The sequence below is a fragment of the Niallia sp. M35 genome (assembly GCF_050971705.1).
Classification (GTDB): domain Bacteria; phylum Bacillota; class Bacilli; order Bacillales; family Cytobacillaceae; genus Niallia; species Niallia circulans_A.
Genome location: NZ_JBPCEP010000002.1, coordinates 66,648 through 89,564 on the forward strand (window position 1 = coordinate 66,648; position 22,917 = coordinate 89,564).

At 36.1% G+C, this 22,917-nt stretch carries 23 protein-coding genes; 11 read left to right on the top strand and 12 right to left on the bottom strand.

Going from position 1 to position 22,917, the window contains the following annotated elements:
* Positions 1 to 162: 162 nt before the first annotated feature.
* The gene (locus tag NiCM35_RS02420) at positions 163 to 1,026 is read right to left on the bottom strand and encodes an AraC family transcriptional regulator (RefSeq protein ID WP_123257232.1); all 864 of its coding nucleotides are present in this window, start codon (positions 1,024 to 1,026) and stop codon (positions 163 to 165) included.
* 139 nt (positions 1,027 to 1,165) lie between these two features.
* Between NiCM35_RS02420 and NiCM35_RS02425 the strand changes: the two genes are divergently transcribed.
* From NiCM35_RS02425 to NiCM35_RS02435, 3 genes are all read left to right on the top strand, one after another.
* Complete coding sequence (locus NiCM35_RS02425; protein WP_433778516.1) at positions 1,166 to 3,130, top strand: glycoside hydrolase family 127 protein; 1,965 nt, start codon at positions 1,166 to 1,168, stop codon at positions 3,128 to 3,130.
* 219 nt (positions 3,131 to 3,349) lie between these two features.
* Positions 3,350 to 3,880 carry an NUDIX hydrolase gene (locus tag NiCM35_RS02430; RefSeq protein WP_095330060.1) on the top strand — a complete coding sequence of 177 codons (531 nt, stop codon included), beginning with the start codon at positions 3,350 to 3,352 and terminating at the stop codon, positions 3,878 to 3,880.
* Positions 3,870 to 4,361 (top strand): GNAT family N-acetyltransferase, encoded by a 492-nt coding sequence (locus NiCM35_RS02435; RefSeq protein WP_095330059.1) that lies wholly within the window; start codon positions 3,870 to 3,872, stop codon positions 4,359 to 4,361. Before NiCM35_RS02430 ends, NiCM35_RS02435 begins: the two co-directional genes overlap by 11 nt.
* A gap of 77 nt (positions 4,362 to 4,438) precedes the next feature.
* On the opposite strand, the gene NiCM35_RS02440 is transcribed toward NiCM35_RS02435, so the two are convergent.
* Positions 4,439 to 5,002, bottom strand: coding sequence for a DUF2777 domain-containing protein (locus NiCM35_RS02440; protein ID WP_095330058.1), 564 nt, complete (start codon positions 5,000 to 5,002; stop codon positions 4,439 to 4,441).
* A gap of 242 nt (positions 5,003 to 5,244) precedes the next feature.
* Here NiCM35_RS02440 and asnB point away from each other — a divergent pair, with 242 nt between their 5' ends.
* Entirely contained in the window at positions 5,245 to 7,092 is a 1,848-nt protein-coding gene (asnB, locus tag NiCM35_RS02445; protein WP_095330057.1) for an asparagine synthase (glutamine-hydrolyzing), read from the top strand.
* A 49-nt stretch (positions 7,093 to 7,141) separates the two neighbouring features.
* Here asnB and NiCM35_RS02450 read toward each other — a convergent pair whose 3' ends face one another.
* The 5 genes from NiCM35_RS02450 to NiCM35_RS02470 all read right to left on the bottom strand — a co-directional run bounded on the left by NiCM35_RS02450 (position 7,142) and on the right by NiCM35_RS02470 (position 13,285).
* Positions 7,142 to 8,242, bottom strand: coding sequence for a GerAB/ArcD/ProY family transporter (locus tag NiCM35_RS02450; protein WP_123259790.1), 1,101 nt, complete (start codon positions 8,240 to 8,242; stop codon positions 7,142 to 7,144).
* 256 nt (positions 8,243 to 8,498) lie between these two features.
* Positions 8,499 to 9,404 carry a DMT family transporter gene (locus NiCM35_RS02455; RefSeq protein ID WP_123259789.1) on the bottom strand — a complete coding sequence of 302 codons (906 nt, stop codon included), beginning with the start codon at positions 9,402 to 9,404 and terminating at the stop codon, positions 8,499 to 8,501.
* A gap of 137 nt (positions 9,405 to 9,541) precedes the next feature.
* Positions 9,542 to 11,320, bottom strand: a complete 1,779-nt coding sequence (locus NiCM35_RS02460) for an alpha-glycosidase (protein ID WP_341123726.1) — start codon at positions 11,318 to 11,320, stop codon at positions 9,542 to 9,544.
* Positions 11,321 to 11,478: 158 nt separating this feature from the next.
* A complete protein-coding gene (locus NiCM35_RS02465; RefSeq protein WP_095330053.1) occupies positions 11,479 to 12,354 on the bottom strand; it encodes an SDR family oxidoreductase in 876 nt (291 codons plus the stop codon).
* Between the two features lie 436 nt (positions 12,355 to 12,790).
* Positions 12,791 to 13,285, bottom strand: coding sequence for a YajQ family cyclic di-GMP-binding protein (locus NiCM35_RS02470; RefSeq protein WP_095258820.1), 495 nt, complete (start codon positions 13,283 to 13,285; stop codon positions 12,791 to 12,793).
* A gap of 199 nt (positions 13,286 to 13,484) precedes the next feature.
* Here NiCM35_RS02470 and NiCM35_RS02475 point away from each other — a divergent pair, with 199 nt between their 5' ends.
* Positions 13,485 to 14,366 (top strand): CvfB family protein, encoded by an 882-nt coding sequence (locus NiCM35_RS02475; RefSeq protein WP_095330052.1) that lies wholly within the window; start codon positions 13,485 to 13,487, stop codon positions 14,364 to 14,366.
* Between the two features lie 555 nt (positions 14,367 to 14,921).
* On the opposite strand, the gene NiCM35_RS02480 is transcribed toward NiCM35_RS02475, so the two are convergent.
* Positions 14,922 to 15,053, bottom strand: a complete 132-nt coding sequence (locus tag NiCM35_RS02480) for a DUF3941 domain-containing protein (protein WP_082138337.1) — start codon at positions 15,051 to 15,053, stop codon at positions 14,922 to 14,924.
* A gap of 90 nt (positions 15,054 to 15,143) precedes the next feature.
* Positions 15,144 to 16,004 carry a DegV family protein gene (locus NiCM35_RS02485; protein WP_095330044.1) on the bottom strand — a complete coding sequence of 287 codons (861 nt, stop codon included), beginning with the start codon at positions 16,002 to 16,004 and terminating at the stop codon, positions 15,144 to 15,146.
* A gap of 207 nt (positions 16,005 to 16,211) precedes the next feature.
* Here NiCM35_RS02485 and NiCM35_RS02490 point away from each other — a divergent pair, with 207 nt between their 5' ends.
* Complete coding sequence (locus tag NiCM35_RS02490) at positions 16,212 to 17,036, top strand: YitT family protein (protein WP_095330043.1); 825 nt, start codon at positions 16,212 to 16,214, stop codon at positions 17,034 to 17,036.
* Between the two features lie 13 nt (positions 17,037 to 17,049).
* Positions 17,050 to 17,412, top strand: a complete 363-nt coding sequence (locus NiCM35_RS02495; protein WP_095330042.1) for a hypothetical protein — start codon at positions 17,050 to 17,052, stop codon at positions 17,410 to 17,412.
* A gap of 132 nt (positions 17,413 to 17,544) precedes the next feature.
* Here NiCM35_RS02495 and NiCM35_RS02500 read toward each other — a convergent pair whose 3' ends face one another.
* The 3 genes from NiCM35_RS02500 to NiCM35_RS02510 all read right to left on the bottom strand — a co-directional run bounded on the left by NiCM35_RS02500 (position 17,545) and on the right by NiCM35_RS02510 (position 18,837).
* Positions 17,545 to 17,730: a DUF3813 domain-containing protein gene (locus NiCM35_RS02500; protein WP_095258823.1), complete on the bottom strand. Its 186-nt coding sequence runs from the start codon at positions 17,728 to 17,730 to the stop codon at positions 17,545 to 17,547.
* Positions 17,731 to 17,883, bottom strand: coding sequence for a hypothetical protein (locus NiCM35_RS02505; protein ID WP_162837581.1), 153 nt, complete (start codon positions 17,881 to 17,883; stop codon positions 17,731 to 17,733).
* A 135-nt stretch (positions 17,884 to 18,018) separates the two neighbouring features.
* Complete coding sequence (locus NiCM35_RS02510) at positions 18,019 to 18,837, bottom strand: Cof-type HAD-IIB family hydrolase (protein WP_095330041.1); 819 nt, start codon at positions 18,835 to 18,837, stop codon at positions 18,019 to 18,021.
* Positions 18,838 to 19,167: 330 nt separating this feature from the next.
* On the opposite strand from NiCM35_RS02510, the gene NiCM35_RS02515 reads away from it, so the two are divergent.
* From NiCM35_RS02515 to NiCM35_RS02530, 4 genes are all read left to right on the top strand, one after another.
* Positions 19,168 to 19,956 carry an alpha/beta fold hydrolase gene (locus tag NiCM35_RS02515; protein ID WP_095330040.1) on the top strand — a complete coding sequence of 263 codons (789 nt, stop codon included), beginning with the start codon at positions 19,168 to 19,170 and terminating at the stop codon, positions 19,954 to 19,956.
* A gap of 119 nt (positions 19,957 to 20,075) precedes the next feature.
* Complete coding sequence (locus NiCM35_RS02520; protein ID WP_095330039.1) at positions 20,076 to 20,384, top strand: metal-sulfur cluster assembly factor; 309 nt, start codon at positions 20,076 to 20,078, stop codon at positions 20,382 to 20,384.
* Positions 20,385 to 20,517: 133 nt separating this feature from the next.
* Complete coding sequence (gene moaA / locus NiCM35_RS02525; protein WP_095330038.1) at positions 20,518 to 21,519, top strand: GTP 3',8-cyclase MoaA; 1,002 nt, start codon at positions 20,518 to 20,520, stop codon at positions 21,517 to 21,519.
* A gap of 103 nt (positions 21,520 to 21,622) precedes the next feature.
* Entirely contained in the window at positions 21,623 to 22,888 is a 1,266-nt protein-coding gene (locus NiCM35_RS02530; protein WP_123257237.1) for a molybdopterin molybdotransferase MoeA, read from the top strand.
* Positions 22,889 to 22,917 lie beyond the last annotated feature (29 nt).

Below are 22,917 nucleotides of genomic sequence, written 5' to 3' on the forward strand. Positions count from 1 at the left end.
CCCTTCTTTCAGTATGTTTGATTAACTGTAAAGTTTCTTTCTTATACAAAAAATAACACGGAAATTAATCTCTGTAAATGTTTTCTTTTAATCCAAAGAATGATTAATATTAATGTTAATATTTTTATTGATAAAGTTTATTAAGTTTATAGTATCATTATCTTAAATATTATTTAATTTAATATGCCTTAAGGCAGAACGGAAAGCAGTTGGGGTCATGTTTTCTGTTTGCTTAAATACTCTCATAAAATATTTCTCATCTTTAAAACCACAGTCGGCAGCAACTTTCGTAACAGTATCATTCGTGTTCAATAATAATGATTTTGCCTTCTCTAATCTAACTTGAAGAATAAATTGGCTAATTGTTGTTCCGATATTTTTTGAAAAAGTATGTGATAAGTAAGCTTTATTATATCCAAAATGATTGGCGATTTCTTCTATTGTTAAGGGGTGATTGCTGTTCATCCGAATCCATTCTTTTACATAGTGTAAGAAACGATTATGTGGTTCTCTCTCGGCAGAATCTTCATAGACACTACGGGCTTCCTCACTAAGCTCTAATAGGATAGCTGTTACTAAATAATCAAGAAAACCATTATTTGTTTGAGATGATTTCATGCTTGCGATTAATTGATTTAACAAAATGATGGTTTTAGAAAGATTCATTTCAGATGAATACAAAGGTAAATATATTTCTGGAGAGGAGCTTTTTTGTGCGTAGGGATTTGAAACAGCCTTTTTTCCTTGTGGAAGATAAAAGTGGAACCAATAGAATGATAGGCCCTTTTCTGAGTGTTTACTACCTTTAAAGGATGTGTTGGCAGGAATGAAAAGAAATTCATTTTCTTTTAATTCATATGCGGTATTATCTACCTCTAAATAGAGAGTACCAGAAATACATAGGATAATTTCTTCATTTGGATTTTTTCTTGGTGCATGAGACCATGGAACATCTGACACAAATAAACCAGCTGAATGAAAGGGTACCGCTCCTGTTAGACGGGAAAGTATATACGTTTCTTGCATCTTTTTTCCTCCTTTTGAAGATATGGTAGCACGATCATCTAGTTTATGTCCACCACATCTATTTGTTATCCTACTTACATCATACGTGAAACCAGTTAAACTATTGAAAACGGTGTCAAAAAGGAATGGAGGAAGTAAATTGTTAAGTGAATTTGCCTTAAACAAGGTGCATATAAAGGATACATTTTGGAATTATTATGTCAAAAATATTAAGCACAAAACAATTCCCTTTCAATATAAAGTGATGGATAACGATATGGATATTAATATTGAGAGGGAAAGAGAGGATGAGAGTTTACCAGCAGAGAAAAGCAATGCTATCGAAAATTTTCGCATAGCAGCTGGATTAAAAGGTGGAGAACATTACGGCTGGTTTTTTCAAGATAGTGATGTGTACAAATGGCTAGAAGCAGTTTCATACAGTTTGCAAATTTCTCCAGATAAGGAATTAGAGGAGCTTGCTGACAGTGTCATTGATTTAATTGGCAAGGCACAAGAAAAAGATGGCTATTTACAAACTTTTTTTCAAGTGAAATTTCCTAATAGAAAATATCGTGAGCTGTACTATAGTCATGAATTATATTGCGCTGGACACTTAATTGAAGCGGCTATAGGCTATACAGAAGCTACAGGGAAAAGAGCATTATTGCAGATTGCATTAAAGGTAGTAGACAATGTTGCAAAGTATTTTGGTTATGAAGAAGGAAAAATACAGGGAGCTGATGGTCACCAAGAAATTGAACTAGCGTTAGCAAAATTGTATGAGTTTACTGGGGAGAAGAAATATTTAGATTTAGCAGCCTTCTTTATAGATGTGAGAGGAAAAGATCCATTATTCTATGACAAGCAAGTAGAGCAAAACAATAAAGACGGAATAACAAATGATCATCCAAAGATTGATTTAAAGTATTTACAAGCATATATTCAGCCGAAAAAGCAGACAACAGCAGTTGGCCATGCAGTTCGAATGTTGTATATGGCAACTGGGATGGCAAGGATTGCAAAACATTCAAACGATGAACAACTATTTATAGCTTGTAAAGAAATTTGGCGGGACGTTATCAAGAAGAAGATGTATATAACTGCTGGTGTTGGTTCTACTGTTCATGGGGAGGCATTTACAGGTGAATATGATTTGCCGAATGACACCATGTACTGTGAGACATGTGCCTCTATCGCTCTTATTTATTTTGCGTATGAGATGTTTAAAATAGAACAAAAGGCAGAATACATAGAGATTATGGAACGGGCATTATATAATGGTGCTCTTTCTGGAGCATCTATTGATGGAGAACATTTTTTCTATGTGAATCCACTGGAAGTATATCCGTCCATAAGTAAGAATAATCCTGGGCAAGGGCATGTGAAGTCTCAGCGGCCAAATTGGCTTGGTTGTGCTTGCTGTCCGCCAAACTTTGCGCGAACAATCGGTTCCATCCAGCGTTACTTTTATACATGGGATGAAGAAAGACAAATCATTTACAGCAATCTATTTGTTTCTAGTAACCTAGACTTTCCAGGAGGAACCTTAGAGCAAATGACAGAATTTCCGAAGCAAAATAGGGTGAAATATCGCCTCAAAACGGATGGGCAATTAGTTACTTTAAAAATTCGTATTCCCGAGTGGCTAAAAAATCCATTACTATATGTGGAAGGAACTACAGTCGAAATGAATATGATTGATGGCTATATGGAATTAAAAAGGATGTGGAATGGAGAAATAGTGGAACTTGCCTTTGAGACACCAGTGTTGGCTGTCACGGCAAATCCTAACGTAGTTGCCGATGTTAATCGTATAGCTATACAAAGGGGCCCTTTTGTTTACTGTGCAGAATCGATAGATAATGAAGAGAACCTACAAACCTATCATATCAACCCCAAAAACCTTGAATGGGCAAAGGTATGCTATCAGCCAGGTGTATTAAATGGGATTACTCAACTTATGGTGGAAGCAGATCATGAACTAGTCGATAGAAGTTGGCAGGAAACATTATACCAATTTAATTTCAGGGGGAATACAGAAAAGAAAGAACTTACACTCATTCCTTATTATTCCTGGGGAAATAGAGGAGAATGTGAAATGGTTGTATGGCTATATAAGTAGAGTGCTTAAAGCATAAGGATAGATAGACTTCCTTATGCTTTTTTACTTTTTTGGAGAAATAATGGATACATGGGAGAAGGCTTCCTTCTTTCTGGAAGCATGCTCTGACTATAACAATAGTAGTTGGTTTTAGAGAATGGAGTAAGCTTTTGAATTCTGATAAAATCAAGTTAATTATCTTTAGAAAGAGTGCAATCAAATGAATAGGGGGGGATAGGATTGAAAGAAGAGAGAAAGTTTCATCGGCCGTTTGGGGTGTATGGGGTTAACACGGAAAATGATAAATTACTCGTAATACATAAGAAAAGAGGACCTTATGCTAATCGCTTTGATTTGCCAGGAGGAAGCTTGGAACCAGAGGAAAGTTTGGCGACAGCCATGAGGAGAGAGTTTCTCGAAGAGACGGGGATAAAGATTGCCATAGAGAAGCAAATAGGTATGGCTGATTTTTTATTTCCTTGTATATGGAGAGAATATACTCATATTCATCATATCGCTGCTTTTTATACAGTAAGGAAAGTAGGCGGGGAAATTTCAATACCAAAGCAATTTGAAGGACAGGATTCGTTTGGTGCGGAATGGGTCTCCTTAAACGATCTGTCTATACATAATGCTTCTCCACTTGTGCTAAAGGCAATAGAGTGGATACAAACAGGTTCAATTGGACTTGAAGTAACTTGGTTTGAGAAATGGGAAGTGAAGAAATCCCTCCAAATAGAAGGAAAAAAGGAGAGCACAGATGATTATTAGAAAAGCGAAGGATGAGGATGCCAAAAGGATTGCAAAAGTACATGTAGATAGTTGGCGCACTACTTATAAAGGAATAGTTCCGGATTTATTTTTAGAAAGGCTTAATTATGAGGAAAGAGAAGAGATATGGAAGAAAGCAATCCCGACTGGAAGTGTCTTTGTTGCTGAAAATGAAACTGGAGAAATTATTGGTTTCGCTAATGGAGGAAAAGAAAGAAGCGGACAGTATCCAGGTTATGTTGGTGAGTTATACGCCATCTACCTTTTGGAAGCATTTCAAGGACAAGGGATTGGAAGCTTGTTAGTAAAAAAGGTAATGGAATATTTAAAGGAAATCGGTCTCTTCCCGATGATTATTTTGGCTTTAGCAGATAATCCGGCTTGTAAGTTTTATGAAGCCAATGGCGGGAAAAGAATCGGGACTGAAGAAGTTGAAATAGGCGGCAAAAAATTAACGGAAGTTGTTTTTGGATGGAAATAAGGGAGCTTCGATTGCTTATCAGACAATGAAAACTGTCGGCAGGCATTCATTCTGTCGACAGTTTATTCAGATCATTTTTAAGAAGTCAATTTTTCCACAATCATTCGTTTTCCAGTATTTAAGGTGAATTCAAAGCGGTCTGTGCTTTTTTCATTATAAAAGAAATGATGATTAACACTACAAAGTCCTTCTTCATTATCAAAAATCATCATATTAACCCCGTTCTTTCGTTTTTCATCCTTTAAAAAAGTAAGATGATTATAACAGTATATACAATCGTATATGGAGAACTTCATCGAATTTAAAGTAGTGATAAACTGATAAAAGCTATCGTCGCTTAAGTCGTCTAATAATTCTTCTAAAGCAAACACAAGGTGTTTTCTTATGCGGATAGGATCTTCGTGCTCTAGAAAATGAATGGTACCAGAAACATTTACTTTGCCATCCTCTAGGAGAATGCCTTTTCGCCAGCGATTGAAAGAACGTATCTCAATTTCTTGGTGTAAATATTCATCCAGCATGGCTGCTTCTTCTGTTTCTTCATCAAAAAAAATCCATTGATTATTTATATATTCGACTGTACCTTTCGTAAAGGCACGTGTTTGAAATTCAATAAGTTTTGATCTATGCTGATTGTTCATTGTAAACCTCCCAAAGATTACACGCCCATAAATTCTTTTTAGACAGATAAACAAAATTTTATAACTAATCCTTCTTTTTCCTTCCTTAAAACATTGAAAACGATTAATTTCTCTTTTTTGAATGGAACATATATAAACCTGTTATGGACAAATAACCATTTTTGATTTGGTGCATAGAATACCTCATACTACTGATTGATTGGTATCTAATCATAAGTTCCACGAAAGAAAGGATGATAATCATGTGTGGAATAACAGGTTGGGTTGATTACAAAAAAGATTTAAGAAACGAGTCGGAAATTTTATCGGCTATGGCTGAAACATTGGCAAAAAGAGGCCCTGATGATACAAATGTTTGGACTGCATTACATGCAGGATTCGGTCATAAACGCTTAGTGGTAGTAGATCCGCTAAATGGTATTCAACCAATGACAAAAGAAAAACAAGAATTTCACTACACTATTTGCTACAATGGCGAGTTGTATAATACTGAAGACATAAGAAAAGAATTACTAATAAAAGGATATTCATTTCAAGGTCATTCTGATACAGAAGTTTTACTTACTTCCTATATGGAGTGGGGAGAAGATTGTCTGCAATACTTAAACGGAATATTTGCTTTTGCTGTTTGGGATGAGAAACGGAACTCCTTATTTATTGGAAGAGATCGTTTAGGAGTGAAACCATTATTTTACACGGAAATTAGCACTGGTTTTATTTTTGGGTCGGAATTGAAGGCATTACTAGCCCATCCAAATGTGAAAGCAGAGCTGGATAGAGAAGGGTTAGCTGAGGTGTTTGCACTTGGACCTTCTCATACACCAGGAAGTGGTATTTTCAAAGGGATTAAAGAGCTTCGGCCAGGGCATGCATTAAAATTTACTCAGGATGGACTTAAAGTATGGCGTTATTGGAATGTGAAGAGTGAAGAACATACGGATACTTTTGAGGAAACGGTCGAAAAAGTACGCTTTCTTTTTAAAGATGCTGTGACAAGACAATTAGTATCAGATGTACCATTAAGCACGTTTCTTTCAGGTGGAGTGGATTCAAGTGCTATCACAGCAATTGCTTCCATGGAATATAAAAGAACAGGGAAAGGACCGCTTCATACGTATTCCATCGATTATGAAGGCAATGATAAGTTCTTTAAAGCAAATGAATTTCAGCCAAATTCAGATGGTGTGTATATAAAAAAAATGACAGATACATTTGGAACCATTCACCATAATTGTATCATCACCCAAGAGACATTAGCTGACTTTTTACATGAGGCAGTAACAGTCAGAGATGTGCCTGGTATGGCAGATGTAGATTCTTCCCTTTTATGGTTTTGTCGAGAAATAAAAAAAGACTTTGTCGTTAGCTTATCTGGGGAATGCGCAGATGAAATTTTTGGAGGCTATCCATGGTTTAGAAGAGAGGCCGATTTGCAAAGAGGAGGCTTTCCATGGATGAGATCGATCCAAGAACGACAAAACTTATTGAAAGATTCGTGGAGCAATAAATTGCAATTAGAAGATTATATGATGGATAAATATAATCAAACCATTGCAGAAACACCAAAGTTAGCAGGAGAAAGTAAAGAAGATGCTAAGCGTCGAGAATTGTTTTATCTCAATCAATTATGGTTTATGACTACTTTATTAGAGCGGAAAGATAGAATGAGTATGGGAGCAAGCCTAGAGGTGCGTGTACCATTTGCTGACCATCGTTTAGTTGAATATGTGTGGAATGTACCATGGGAAATGAAAAATTACATGGGAAGAGAGAAAGGATTATTACGGAAAGCGTTAGAAGGAATCCTACCAGATGAAGTGCTCTATCGCAAAAAAAGTCCATATCCTAAAACACATAATCCCATTTACACAAAAACAGTAAGTGATATGCTGAAAAGTGCTTTAGCAGATAAAAGTTCTGTTTTATATGAATTCTTTGATAAGGAAAGTCTCACCGAAATTATTGAAACAGAAGGCTCTGCATTTAAAGAACCATGGTTCGGCCAATTGATGACAGGTCCACAATTACTTGCCCATTTAGTACAAATCCATTATTGGTTTAAAGACTATCAGATTAATATTGTCGAATAAAATAGTGAATAATTAAACAATCCCTAGCTAGCAGGAATGACTCTGCTAGCTAGGGATTGTTATGTGATTTAACCTTCTTGATTAATAGAATAAATAATAAATAGCAAGGGAAGGCAAATTGCAAAGGTATATATAGGAGATACGGAACAACCACTGCACCTTCTCGAACATGGTCATTTATTTCCATACTAATGAAAATAGAAAACATCGAAATAAGACAAATAATAGGTACAACATAGAAGCGATAGGGCTGTTTAAAAATATATTCTAATCCCTTTAAGCCGGAATAAATAAAGATAGAGCTCTTGATAACTATTCCTAATATGATAATAAAAACAGCTAGAGCATCTATTCTTTCAATAAACTCTCCAATTGAAATAAGTCTTGTCGTACTTAAAAGGGGAAATGTAGCCCTGGAGGAAGTATTAATCCCTAATGATAAAATAATAATTAATGTAGCAATGGCGAGCAAAAAACCTGATACAGCTACGGAAGCTAGAATAGATTTTTTTCTCCATTTTACATTCGTTATGAGAGGAAATATACACGTCATAACAAGCATTTCTCCATAAGGTCTACTCACTTCGATTGGAAATATAGCCTTCACTACTGGTAGTATCCCTCTTGCTAATACAGGTTGAATCTTTGTAATAGACAGATTGCCACTAGCAAATAAAAAGATAATAAGCAAGAACAGAAATACTGCTGAGTATGGAGTGAATATTTCTGTTGTCCGCCCTAAGATTTCAATTCCCAAATACAAAATATAGCCAATAATAAGCATTAAAGTAATAACGATGATTTCAATAGGAGTTAAAGGAAGGATAAAGGTAGATGTTAATTCCCCAAAATCCCTGATCGTTCTTGCGGCTAGATAAAAAAAATAAAGGGAATAGACGAGGGTAATAGGGATTGCCATAAATCTATTGAATCCAAACTCAATAATTTCAAACAAATTTTTAGAAGGTACTAGCTCATTTATATGAAGAAAAAAGGAGGACACTATTAAGCCGATAATGGTAGATAGAAGAACGGTAATCCAAGCATCCTCTTTTGCTGTAATACCAAGCACCACCACAAGCGTTGTCCCTAAGTTAAAGCCTATAATAATGGCAAATAACTGACTTAAAGATAGATTTTCTTTTAGCATGAAAAAGAATCTCCTAATTAGAAATATGGTATATGCTTAAAGTAGTATTTGCTAATTTACTAGGAATATGCAGAAGAGGAAAAGATTTTTGCGATTTTTAAAGGATTGATTGGTGAGGTTTGGAAAGAAAAAGGGCCGGAATAATATTTCCGGCCTAAGATTTACACTATTATCTATTGCACTTAAATATATTGAATAGCTCGCCTTATAAAAATCATATTTGATTATATTCTAGTCTTGCTGTTTCCTTGTTAATCTAACCAATTGGTTTTTCTTGCGTAATGGTAGATTTAGGTTGCTTTTGTAGGAGGAAAAAGAACACCCCGAACAAAACGAGTAATCCACCTAAAAGTTGTGCGAAGATTAATTGCTCATTCAATAGTAAAACAGCTAAAAGTGTGGCTCCGACTGGCTCACCGAGAATACTCATGGAAATAGTTGTTGCATTAACATAATTAAGTAACCAATTATTAATGACATGTGCAAGTGTTGGAACAATCGCAAGCAAAACAAATATACCCCATTCTCTGCCAGAATAGCCTGTTAATGCCTCACCAGCCAATAGATTATAAACGGTTAACAAACAAGCAGCGAAAAAGAAAACAGTAAACGTATAGATCCAGTGAGTCATTTTTTTGATAATATTTTGACCGATTAATAAGTAGCCGACTACAGCAATTACACTTAAGAAAGAAAGAACATCTCCTATAATAGCATTGCTGTCTAATCCAATGTCTCCCCAGCCAATCATTATCGCCCCAATAATGGCAATCCCCATAGTCATAATAGCAGTAGAGGTAGTTCTCTCCCGAAAGAAAATAAACCCGCCAAGAAGAGAAACAATAGGCTGTAAAGCCAATATAATCGTAGAGCTGGCTACCGTAGTAAACTTTAGAGAACTAAACCATAGGGCAAAATGCAAGGCCAAAAAAGAGCCTGAAAAAAATAAGAATGCCCAATCTCTTTTTGTTAGTTTTTTAAAATCATTTCGATGGATGTAGACCATAGGAATCATAATAAGACAGGCAAGCCACATCCTGTACATACTTAAAATAGTGGCAGGTGCCTCCGACCATTTTACGAAAATCGCAGAAAATGAGATAGCGATAATCGATATAAGGAGTGGAATCCCAATGGATTTAGGTACTGTTTGCTGATTCACTTTGTTTCCCCCTGACAATTGTAACAATTCGATATAATAGTAAATATAGTACGTTCAAAGATAGGAAACAATCATTATTTTGCATCTTTTGGAAAAAAGAATCAGGTGATCATCTTAATCGATGTTCGCCTGATAGATTACCTTGTATGGATATATTCATAATTCATATTGAAACGAAGGATACTGCATTCATATGGTCCTAGTATTACGGCAAGATCATCTGATTCAGCAGCATACTCTTCTTCTGTTAATAAAAGAGAGATTTTTTTTCCGCGTAATGGAAAGGGGAGAAGAAATTGTGCTTCCTTGTCACTCTTATTGATAACCGTTAAAAGAATTTCCTCTTCCTCTTTTGTATAATAGGCTAAACAGGAATCAGACTGGGATAGAAAATAAAAAGTGCCATTATTGATAAGAGGGGAACTTTGTTTGTGTACTTGAATCAATCGCTTAACAAATTCTTTTAGCTCCGTATCATGTTCTTCTGTATTCCAAGGCATACATTTTCGACATCCAGGATCGCTGCCGCCACCTAAGCCGATTTCATCTCCATAATATATACAAGGGGTGCCAGGGTAGGTGAAAAGAAAGGTAAATAAAAGCCTCACTCGTTCTTTCCGGTAGCTGCATTCATGAAGAATTCGTGGTGTATCATGACTGCCGATAATATTAAATAATACATTATTGACTGTATCTGGATAGGCTTGTAAGGTTGTGGTCATTTCTTCCATAAATTGTTGAGGGGAAATCATATCATATGCAAAAAATTGTAATGCTTTTGTTAGTAATGGATAATTCATTACCGAATCAAATTGATCTCCTCTTAACCACGGTAAGGAATCATGCCAAATTTCCCCGAGAATGAAAATGTCAGGCTTTAATGATTTTACAACAGATCGGAAGGAACGCCAAAATTCATGGTCAATCTCATTGGCAACATCTAAGCGCCAGCCATCAATATCACATTCTGTAATCCAATATTTCGCTACATGAAGTAGATATTCTTTTACTTCTGGATTGGCTGTATTAAATTTAGGCATGGCTTCATAGAAACCGAATGTTTCATAATGCAGCATATCATTTTCTTTTAACGGAAATTTATGTATATGGAACCAATCTTTATAGCGTGAACGCTCTTCATTCTTTAGTACATCTTGAAAGGGCGGAAAATGATAGCCGCAATGATTGAAAACGGCATCAAGCATCACTCGAATTCCTCGATTATGACATTCTTTCACAAGGTACTTAAGCATCTCCCTATCGCCAAATTGCGGGTCTACTTCTAAATAGTTAATCGTATCGTATTTATGATTGCTTTTAGCGTGAAAAATTGGAGTAAGATAAATCCCTGTAATCCCAAGGTCTGTAAGATAGTCTAGGGAGTCCATAATACCTTGAAAGTCTCCGCCGAAGAAATTATATAAGCCAGGCTCCTCTTGTCCCCATTGTGCAGTATCAACTGGATTTAAAGAGCTATCCCCATTGCGGAAACGCTCTGGAAAAATTTGATACCAAATCGTTTGTGATACCCAAGATGGTGGAGTAAAAACGTCTTTCAGATGAAGATATGGCAAGCAAAAGTAAAAGCCAGCATCTTCTGGAATAAATGGAAAGAATCCCTTTTCGGTATAAGTTACTTGCTGTTCCGAATCTCGGAGAATAAAGCCATAGCGAACTCTTTTTTTATTTGTTATCGTACAATGCCAATAATCAAATAGAGAATCAGAACCGCTTTTTTCCATCGATAACCGCTGGGATACCCACTGATAGTCGACTATTTCGTATTGATCTCCATAGATTAATTCTATTTCAGTGACATTTGCCTTTTTTGTCCGGATCCGGATATGGAGAGTGTCTTTATTTTGTAAATAACAGTAATTATCTCCACTGCGATGGTAAATAGAGGCTAAATCAATCACTTTTCTCACACTCCCTTTGTAATCTTGCTATCTCTTTTGCCACTAGTGTTGCCAGTTTAGCTAGATTTTAAAAGGAGAGAAGCGAATTGTTTACATTAAAAAAAATCGCTCGCAAAATGCATGCGAGCGATTCTGAGTGAATTTATATAAAAAGATTAGCCGTTAACAATCGTACCGCCGTTGACATGGATAACCTGTCCAGTTACATAGGTAGAATCATTGCTAGCTAAATATACATACGCTGGGGCAAGTTCACAAGGTTGGCCAGCACGTTTAAAAGGAGTATTTCCTCCAAAAGAAGCAACTTGCTCACTATCAAAAGTAGATGGGATAAGTGGCGTCCAAATTGGCCCTGGTGCTACCCCATTGACTCGAATTCCTTGTTCCGCAAGAGAGCCTGATAAGGAACGAGTGAAAGCCGTAATAGCTCCTTTTGTTGCGGAATAATCAATTAATGTCTCATTACCTTTATACGCAGTAATAGACGTTGTATTAATAATCGCATCTCCTTTTTGTAAGTGGGGCAGAGTGGCTTTTGTTAAGTGAAACATTGAGAAAATATTGGTGCGGAAAGTTTTTTCTAATTGTTCTGACGTGATATCTAGAATGCTTGATTGTGGATGTTGCTCTGCAGCATTATTTACAAGAATATTAACCTTGCCAAATTCTGAAACGGTCTTTTTTACAACCTCTTTACAGAAGCTTTCATCACCAATATCCCCAGCAAGCAGTAAGCATTTTACTCCTTCAGCTTCGACTAATTCTTTCGTCTTTTGGGCATCGTCATGCTCATCTAAGTATACGATAGTGATATCAGCACCTTCTTTTGCATAATAGATAGCAACAGAACGGCCAATCCCACTATCGCCTCCAGTGATGATGGCAGTTTTTCCTTTTAATTTTTCAGAGCCTCTATAAGAGGGATCGACATCTTTAGGTATAGGATTCATCTCTGTCTGAATGCCTGGCTGCTGATCTTGATGCTGTGGTGGAAATGTTTGTTGTAATTGTTCCTTATTACTATTAGTCAATTCAATCACTCCTTCTAATTCTGTACATGTTTACTTATTTTTCCCAAATTCTTTTAAATAAACATGGTAAAAATAGGGTTGAGTGATATGGAGTTGTGGAAATGAAGGGGTAAGAATGATGAAATTTGTTTGATTAAAGTGGCGTTCCTTTGTTTAATGAACACCATAACTATCTTGTTTGGAAAGAAAAGTGGTGTTCATCCGCCTGATGAACGCCATAAAAACCTTTTTTTGAAAGAAAAGTGGTGTTCATCCGCCTGATGAACGCTATAAATATCTTGTTTTGAAAGAAAAGTGGTGTTCATCCGCCTGATGAACGCCATAAATACCTTTTTTTGAAAGAAAAGTGGTGTTCATACACATGATGAACACCATAAATATCTTGTTCTGAAAGAAAAATGGCGTTCACCAGCTTGGTTTCCGCTGTTATTTTTCATTAACGATAATTGACAAACTGTACATCAATCGTAATTTTTGATTCATCTTTCACAGCAGCAATAATTTTTTGTAAATCATCACGGCTTTTAGCAGTAACCCGAATTTGATCGTCCTGTTGTTGAGTTTTCACTTTTAAGCCACTGTTTTTAATTAATGAATTAATAATTTTGGCATTATCTCGATCAATTCCCTGCACTAATTTCGCTCTTTGACGAACTGTACCGCCGGAAGCACCTTCGATTTTGCCATAATCCAAGTTTTTAATAGGAATACCACGTTTAAACATTTTGCTAATAAGAACATCTTTAAGCTGTTCTAATTTATATTCATCATCAGAAACAAGAACCAATTCTTCTTTATCCAGCGTCACATTACTCTTGCTACCTTTAAAATCATACCGATTTTGAATTTCTTTCATTGCAAGCTGGACAGCATTCGTAACCTCCGAAAAATCTACCTTGGATACAATGTCAAATGAACTTTCTTTTGCCATATTTACCTCCTGATTAATTGGAATTTAGCACGAATTAAAAGCAACTCTGTAGTAAATCCAATTTCTTTTATGCTTGTATTATAGTAAAATTAAGCAGTTGTAACAACTTTAGGCATGAAGTATTCGTTAATAAGGGAATAATTAGGATAGCAGAATATAGATAAAGTTGAAATAGACAAGAATTTAAGGAGGAAACAAAATGTCGTTAAGAGATTATATGGGACGCGTAGAAATATTAACAGTTGCTAGGATTGCATCTTTTGGGTATTTTTTGACAATTGAAGAGGAAGACGAAGATGTGCTTTTACACTTCAGTGAAACTGATCAAAAATTTGAAGAGGGGGATGAAGTCCGCGTTTTTATATATAGTGATTCACAGGGAAGAGCTTGCTCAAGTACCTTTATTCCGTCCATTGCAGTAGGTAAATACGATTGGGTGAAAGTAACAGACCGCAAAGAAGGAATTGGCTGTTTCTTTGATATAGGGCTAAAAAAGGACATGCTATTAGGGGAAGATGATTTACCAGTACATGAAGAGGTATGGCCAGAAGTGGGCGATATGCTTTATATAACATTAAAGGTAAATAAGAATAACTATTTATATGTAAAACCAGCAACGGATCCTATTATTGAAGAAATGGCAGCAAAAGCAACAAGAGAAGATTTTAATAAAAATATTCATGGGTATATTTATCGAACAGCAAAAGTAGGAAGCTGGATTTATACAGCAGAAGGCTTTAAAGGATTTATTCATGAATCTGAGCGAGGCAAGGAACCAAGATTAGGGGAAAAAGTAAATGGGCGTATCATTGATGTTAAGCTAGATGGAACTGTAAATGTTTCATTATTGCCGAGAAAAGAAGAAGCGCTTGATAAAGATTCCCAACTAATCTTAGACTATTTAATAACTCGTAAAGGCGCAATGCCTTATGGGGATAAGAGTATGCCTGAGGACATTAAGGAACGTTTTAATTTAAGTAAAGGTTCGTTCAAACGAGCGCTTGGGAGACTAATGAAAGAAAATAAAGTGTACCAAGAAGAAGGCTGGACGTATTTAAAGGAAGATAATCAAAATAATTAAAATGTAGGCGGATATAAGGGGATTTCAAAGTGGTTATAGCTTTGGAATGCCTTTTTTATTTAGAAAGATCTAGGAATTCAGGAGGTGCTCGCCTCAGAGCCCGTTTCGGCAGTAGAGAACGATAAAAGGGAAGAGAGAAGCAATCTCAGAGCCCGTTTTGGGAAAGAGAAAGCTAAAAGGGAACAGAGAACTCGCCTCAGAGCCCGTTTTGGGAAAAGAGAAAGCTAAAAGGGAACAGAGAACTCGCCTCAGAGCCCGTTTTGGGAAAAGAGAAAGCTAAAAGGGAACAGAGAACTCGCCTCAGAGCCTGTTTGGTAAAAGAGAAAGCTAAAAGGGAACAGAGAACTCGCCTCAGAGCCTGTTTGGTAAAAGAAAAGCTAAAACGGGAACAGAGAATCCACCTCAGATCCCTTTTCCGCAAAACGGAATAGAGTATGATTTCGATAACTTTCCATCAGCTAGAGGTAGTGCCAAAACTGAACTGAAATCTTTCAATCAAAAAGAACTGCCTATAATCTGGCAGCTCTTTTTCTTATTCATCTAGCAACCATTTTCTTACAAATGATCTGTCTTTTTACTGTATTGATGTTTGCCTTTTTTGCGGTTTTTTTCACGCATCATGTTCTTTTCATGACGCAATGCATTATTGTCTTTTGCTTTTTTATCATTATCAGAAGTATGTGGCATAAAAAAATACTCCTTTCAACGTCAGCTTTTGTTCAGTTAGAACATTGTTAGTATGAGTGAAAGAAGTAAATTTTATACTTTTTACCGTGCTTATTCAGGTAGCTTATTTAAGAAGAAAATAGCGATTGTTCCAGCACCAGTGTGCGAGCCTACGGAGGCACCGATAGAGGAAATGAATACTTCTTTTGGCTGGAATTTTTCCATAATCATTTCTTTTACTTCCACAGCTGTTGCTTCATCATCTGCGTGGCTGATCGCGAACACTTGTTGATCCAGCTTATCTCCTCGTTCTGCTATTAGGTCAATCATTCTGCGCAGGAGTTTCTTTTTGCCGCGAATTTTTTCAAGAGGAACTAATTTCCCGTCTTCAACATGTAATAAAGGTTTTATATTGAGTAATCCGCCAAGGAATGCAGAGGCCTTCGAAACACGTCCGCCTTTTGCTAAATATTCTAGATCTTCGACAGTAAATAAGTGCTCCATATGCTCGCATAAGAATTGGAGTCGTGGTATAATTTCACTTACGTCTTTACCTTGATCGCGGAGTTTCACTGCTTCTTGAACCACTAAACCAGCACCTAATGATGCACATTTGCTATCAATGATGGTTAAAGCAAAGTCGGGATATTCCTCCTTTACTTGCTCTGAAATCATTACTGCTGTTTGGTATGTTCCAGATAATTGCGAAGAAAAAGCAATATAAATACCTTTTTCATTATTTTGAGCTAATGTTGTAAAAACATCTTTAAATAAAGCTGGCGAAACTTGTGATGTTTTTGGAACTTGTCCACTGCGTATAGCATTATAAACAGTAGCTGGTTCAATCGTTTTTAAATCCTCGTATTCTTTACCGTCTAAGTTAACCTTTAGCGGTAATAGTGTAACCTCGTTCTTCTCATAATAGGATAGAGGTAAATCACTCGCACTATCTGCTAGGATTTTAAAAGTCATATTCATTCCACTTCTTTCTTTTTTTTATAAAAACATATGGTTATTGGAGTACGGTTATGATAAATAACGATAATCTCTTTGAAAATGCCTTGTTTTTTGAAAACAAGGCATACTTATTTGTAGTTTATAAAACTTTTAGAGAAAAAACAAATGAATAGTTAAAGTGAAAATAGTAAAAATTACTATATATCGTATTGGAGGACACTTATGTATTGGTTATTAACAAAAAAATTAATCGTTGTTATCTTTGGAGCGCTATTAAATGCGATTGCTATGAATTTTTTCTTGATACCTGCTGATGTATATGCCAGCGGTTTTGCAGGAGTGGCTCAGCTTATATCCAAAATTACGCCTATTTCTACAGGGCTTTTACTATTTATCCTGAATGTTCCAATTGCAATAGTTGGTTGGATTAAAGTCGGAAAATCATTTACCTTCTTTAGTTTTTTAAGTGTTGCTTTTATGTCTTTATTTATGGAAATCATTCCGGAAACAAGCTATTCCCATGATATATTGTTAAATGCTGTATTTGGCGGTGTCATTGCGGCTGTGGGGGTTGGATTAACGTTAAAGTGGGGTGCATCAACAGGAGGCATGGACATTATCGCTATGATTCTGTCCCGTGTACAGGATAAGCCTGTCGGTACTTATTTCTTTATTCTAAATGGAGCTATTATTATCACAGCAGGTGCTATGTTCGGATGGGAAAAAGCGTTATATACGCTCGTTAATCTATATGCAGCAACGAAAGTGATTGATACGATACATACAGCCCATCAAAAATTAACGGTAATGATTATTACGAAGAAAACAGCTGAGCTAAAAGTAGCAATCCATGAAAAATTAGTAAGAGGAATTACGATTTTGCCAGCAAGAGGAGCATTTTCCAATGAGCCAAAGGAAATGCTAATGATTGTCGTGACTCGTTATGAGCTATTTGATATCGAACGAATCATTAAAGAAGTGGATCCCCAAGCATTTACAAATGTTGTGCAAACAACAGCCGTACTAGGTTTCTTTAGAAAAGCTTAAAGGAGGAACGATATTGAAAAAAACGACTGTCGTATTCTTATGCATGTTAATTAGCAGCTTCCTGCCGTTTCTTACCATAACAGCAGCAGCTAACTCAGGAAAAGAGCAAGTCAAGATAGAAGATGTAACTGTTAGTGGTACAAGAGGGAATTATCTTGTGGAAGGAAAAGCAACTACGACAGGCACCATTTTTTATTCTGTCGAAGATGGTCACAATGAATTCATCGCAAACCAGAAATTACAAGTTAGTAATAACCAATTCTCACTGCAAATTCATATAGAGGAAAAAGATTTACCGACGAATGGAACAATCATTATATTTTTTTCTGAAGAGGGAAGAGATCCCTATTCCGTAGTGCTAGAAACATTTTCGTAATTGGTATAAAAAAGCGAATTGCTACTCCGGAGTAAACTTTCGGTAATGAAAAAGCAGCCCCTAAAAGGCCGTTCTCCCAAGCATTTGTTTTTCTATCGCTTATGGAGGGTTCCTTCTTGGACTGCTTTTTTATTAGTGTGTCTGAATTTGCTCTAGCTCTTTTTGTAATGCAGCTAATTGGTGTTGTTCGGCTGATGTGGTATTTGCGTAAGCAGAGCTTATGGCATTTTTTGCTTTATCCACTAAGCCATCATTACCATTTCCATATTTAGCTGCCTCAACTGCTTGTCTGGCTTCTTGAAAAAGTCTATTTCCCATTTATTCTAATCCTCCATGAGACTGTCTTTCATTTGACATTTTATAGCTCTCAGCTTCAGCATATGTCATATGATAAGGGATACGTTCGGAATGCTTGGATACGGAATCTACTCCTTGTTGTACGAAGCGTTTCGATTTATTTCGTTTTCCCATTGATGATCCCTCCGAGTGTTAGAGTATAATTGGAAAGACAGAAAGAAGCATTGATTTTCCCGGAAACAGTAGTGACTGTTTCGCTTATAGTATGGACGATATTTTAGTCTTTAAAGACGGTAATGATAACCAGCTTTAGCGAACACGAAGATTTAAAGCTTCGTTTAAATATACAGCAATTCCGTCTTCTTCATTGGATAAAGTAACATCCTTAGCAAGGGTCTTTAGTTCATCAATCGCATTTCCCATAGCAACACCTTTACCGGCATACTCAATCATTTCAAAATCATTGTCTTCATCGCCGAATGCGATAATATTTCTTTGTGGGATTTGGTAGTAATCAGAAACTTTTTGTAAGCCAATCGCTTTATTTATTCCTAATTTAACAATTTCGATTACATGAAATGGATCTGCCCAGCGGCGATGTTCAATTAGATCGGCGTGAACTTCAGATAAATGCTTGCGAATGGCTGCAACATGTTCTTCCTCCGCATGAATAAGGATAGAAGTAGGTGCTGCTTCTAAAAATTCTAATAAATTTCCGACAGTTACTTTTGGATTTCCTAATGAAAAAATATCAATCAATTTCTCATCGTGATAATGATAATAAACCTCATCCATTACTTCCGCAATAATATTGTGAAATGAGTAATCATTGCAGGCGGCGACAATATCCCTTGCTGTTTGTATATCAAGGGGAGAATGATAAAAGCCCCAATCGGTATCCTTTGGATGATGAATAAAAGCTCCATTAAAGTTAACGATAGGAGTATGTAAATTTAATTCATGATAAATCGCTTCACTTGCGCGGAAGGGTCTCCCTGTTGCAATCATTACTTCATGACCATCCTCCATTGCTTTTTGGATGACTTTTTTGGTAAGAGGAGAAATAGTTTTATCGTCTTTTAATAACGTTCCGTCAAGGTCTAAGGCAATTAGATGTTTTTCTGTCATAATGTCTCCTTTAGTGTCAATATAGTAATTTTTATTCTAGCTTTAAGGGGCGTAATTTTCGAAAAAAAAGCCACTTCATGTTACACTTACTTATACATATAAAATATTATTACACTTTATTCGTTAATTCTACTTTCACTTATGTTAAGTTATGTAAAATCAATGATAGAGATAAATCCCTTTCTATTCTTTGCCGTTTTTTCGCTTATGGCATGATTAGGGGGAAATAACAGTCCTTAAAGTCCGATTGGTTTCCCTAATCATCAAAGAGGAAGTTATCCTTTATTTTACATGAATCATTTATTTTTTTCCAAAAAGGAGGGCTGAACGATGATTTTGGTTGAAAAATTACATATAGAGGAAATACCTGTACTGCATATTGTAAAAAAAGACCACTATGATCAAAAACGACCATATATTCAATTTACCCATGGCTTCACTAGTGCAAAGGAACACAATCTTCATTTCGCTTATCATTTAGCAGAGAAGGGGTTTCGTGTTGTATTGCCTGATTGTTTGTATCATGGAGAGCGAGACCAAGGATTATCAGCGATGGAATTAAACATGCATTTCTGGAATATCGTGATGAAAACGATTGAGGAAATAGAAGTGATAAAAGATTATTTCAGCGAAAAAGAGCTAATCGATGAACAATATATTGGGATTGTAGGAACAAGTATGGGGGGAATCGTTACATTAGGTGCATTAAGAAAGTATCCTTGGATTAATACGGCAGTAAGCTTGATGGGAATGCCATATTATGAGAAATTTGCCCATTATACCATTTCGGAAGTAAAGAAGAGGGGCTACGAGCTTCCATTAAGTGATTATGAAATTGAAGATTTAATTAAACAGTTAGAGGAATTGGACCTAAGTAAGGCACCAGAAATGTTACAAAAACGTCCTCTTATGTTCTGGCATGGTAAAAAAGATGAAGTTGTTCCTTATGCTTATTCCCACCAATTTTATGAGCATATAAAACCTTTATATAAAGATGCGCCAGATCGCCTAAAATACCTTTCTGAAGATAATACTGGCCATAAGGTAAGCAGAAGAGCCATGCTGAAAACGGTGGAATGGTTTGAGAAACATTTAGCAGAAGGATTAGTAAAAGCGTGATTCAAATCCTTTTTTTAAATCATAATTATTTGTTATAGTGTAACTATAAAGATAAAGCTTCCTTTTTAGAAGATAGATAAATACGTTTTACCATAAATAAAAATAAGGGGTGCCTTTGAATGAATGAAGAATTAAAAGACAGTATAATGGGTGCACTAGAGCTTGTTATCGATCCGGAGCTTGGAATTGATATTGTAAACTTAGGATTAGTTTATGACTTAGAACTGAATGATGAGGGATTATTGGTTGTAACCATGACGCTAACTGCAATGGGATGTCCGCTCGCAGGCGTTATTGTGGATCAAGTAAAAGCAGCTTTAACAGATATTCCAGAAGTTAAAGATACAGAAGTAAATATCGTTTGGTCGCCAGCTTGGACAAAAGATAGAATGTCCAGATATGCAAAAATTGCCTTAGGCGTACGATAAACCGTGAGTGAGGAAGAAGGGAAACCTTCTTTTTTTCTTTGTTTTTAATATACTGTATATTATGAAAAATGGTATGATAAAAAGATAAATGTGAAACTTTGGTGAATGTATAGGGAAAGGGAGTAAGCATGATATGAAGGATCTTTTAAATCGCCCATTGAGAGATTTGCGCATTAGTGTGATTGATCGTTGCAATTTAAGGTGTCAATACTGCATGCCGAAAGAAATTTTTGGTCCAGATTATCCCTTTCTTCCTCCAAGTGAATTATTAACTTATGATGAGATAGAAAGAATAGCTAGGATATTTGTAAAATTGGGAGTCGAGAAGATTAGGTTAACTGGTGGAGAACCATTGTTACGCAAGGACTTGCCAGTGCTAATTGCCAGACTTATTCAACTAGAAGGTCTAGAGGATATTGCATTGACTACAAATGGAATTTTTCTTCCTAAATATGCCCGTGATTTAAAGCAGGCTGGTCTTAAGCGAGTAAATATTAGTTTAGATAGTATAAATGATGAATTATTTGGTCAGATGAATGGACGCAATGTAGGGGTAGCTCCCGTAAAAAAAGGAATAGAGGCAGCGCAAAATGCTGGCTTAAGTATAAAAATAAACATGGTAATCAAAAAAGGAATGAACGATTCCGAAATAATTCCAATGGCAACCTATTGTAAAGAAAATGAGCTAGAACTTCGCTTTATTGAATATATGGATGTTGGCAGTACTAACGGATGGAAAATGAAGGATGTTATTACCAAAAAAGAAATATATGCGAAATTACAAGAGTCTTTTGAATTGGAGCCTGTAGAGGCTGATTATTTTGGGGAAGTAGCTAAAAAGTATAAATATAAGGATGCAAGTGTGCTGGTCGGCTTCATTACCTCCGTTTCCGAATCGTTTTGCTCTAGCTGTACAAGAGCGCGGCTCTCTGCAAATGGCCAACTATATACCTGTCTTTTTAATGGGAATGGCCATAATATTCGTGATTTTCTTAGAGAAGGAGCAGATGATCCAGCTTTAGAAGGCTTTATAAAAAACATTTGGGAACAAAGAAGGGATCGTTATTCCGATGAAAGAACGGAAGAAACAGTAAAACAGCGAAAAAAAGTCGAAATGTCTTATATAGGCGGATAAAATGCCACAAATTAAATGACAAAATCAACAGAAGAGATTTGGAGGAATGGTGGAAGGATATACATCATTCTTTTTGGTTCATGGAAATAAGGAGTGAAAGTCGATGACAGTGGAAAATAGAGTTCCTATCCTAATAGAAGAGGCAATAAGCAGAGTGATGGAACACAAGAGAGAAGGAGAAAAGGAATATGTTTCAATCTATCATTGCAATGGCCGTTATTTAAGTGAAGATATAAAAGCAATACATGATGTGCCTAAATTTAATCGTTCCAGCTATGATGGATTTGCAATACGAGCAAAAGATACAAATGGAGCATCATGTGAAATGCCTGTTGAGTTTGAAATAATTGATGAAATTGGTGCTGGGCAAGTTTCGACCAAAAAAATAGGTGAGTACCAAGCAATCAGGATTATGACAGGAGCCATGTTACCACGTGATGCCGATGCAGTAGTTATGCTTGAGAAGACGGTAGAGCGGAAAAAAAATGGCCAAACATATATAAAAATAGATCATATGTTACATAAAGGAGAAAATATCTCTTTTCAAGGAGAGGATGTAAAAAAGGGGGAAGTCTTATTAAAAAAAGGAACTAAAATCAATCCAGGAGTAGTGGCGGTTTTAGCAACATTTGGTATAGAACAAGTTCCAGTTGCCAAAAAACCAACTATAGGTTTATTTGCAACTGGAACGGAATTATTGGAAGTGCATGAGGAACTGGAGGAAGGAAAAATAAGGAACAGCAATGCCTATATGATACTAGCACAAATTGAACGAGCAGGAGCGGTTCCTCGCTATTTCGGCAAGTTGCCAGATGTCATGGAAACAAGTTTTGAAGCTATTCGCCAAAAAATAGATTCGGTTGACATGTTGATAACAACAGGTGGTGTTTCAGTTGGCGATTATGATTTATTGCCAGAAATTTACCGTAAGCTTGGAGCAGAAGTTCTTTTTAATAAAATTGCGATGAGGCCTGGCAGTGTCACTACGGTAGCGAATTTAAATGGAAAATTATTATTTGGACTTTCAGGGAACCCATCTGCTTGCTATGTTGGTTTTGAGTTATTTACAAATCCGATCATAAAAAGCCTTTTATTTATAGAAAACCCGCGCTTACCTATTGTGGACGCGGTATTAAAAGAGAATTTCCCAGATGCCAATTCCTTTACTCGACTTATTAGAAGTAAGGTATCTATTGTAAATGGAAAGATAGAAACTCGGACTAGCGGTATGGACAAATCAAATATTGTTAGTAGTTTGGCATCTGCCAATGGGCTTACAATTTTGCCAGGAGGGGAATCTGGATACAAATGTGGGGATATAGTAAAGGTAATACTGTTGGAAGAGGTTCAGAATCAATTATTATTGTAGATCGGAAAAAGAAGAGCATTTTCATCTAA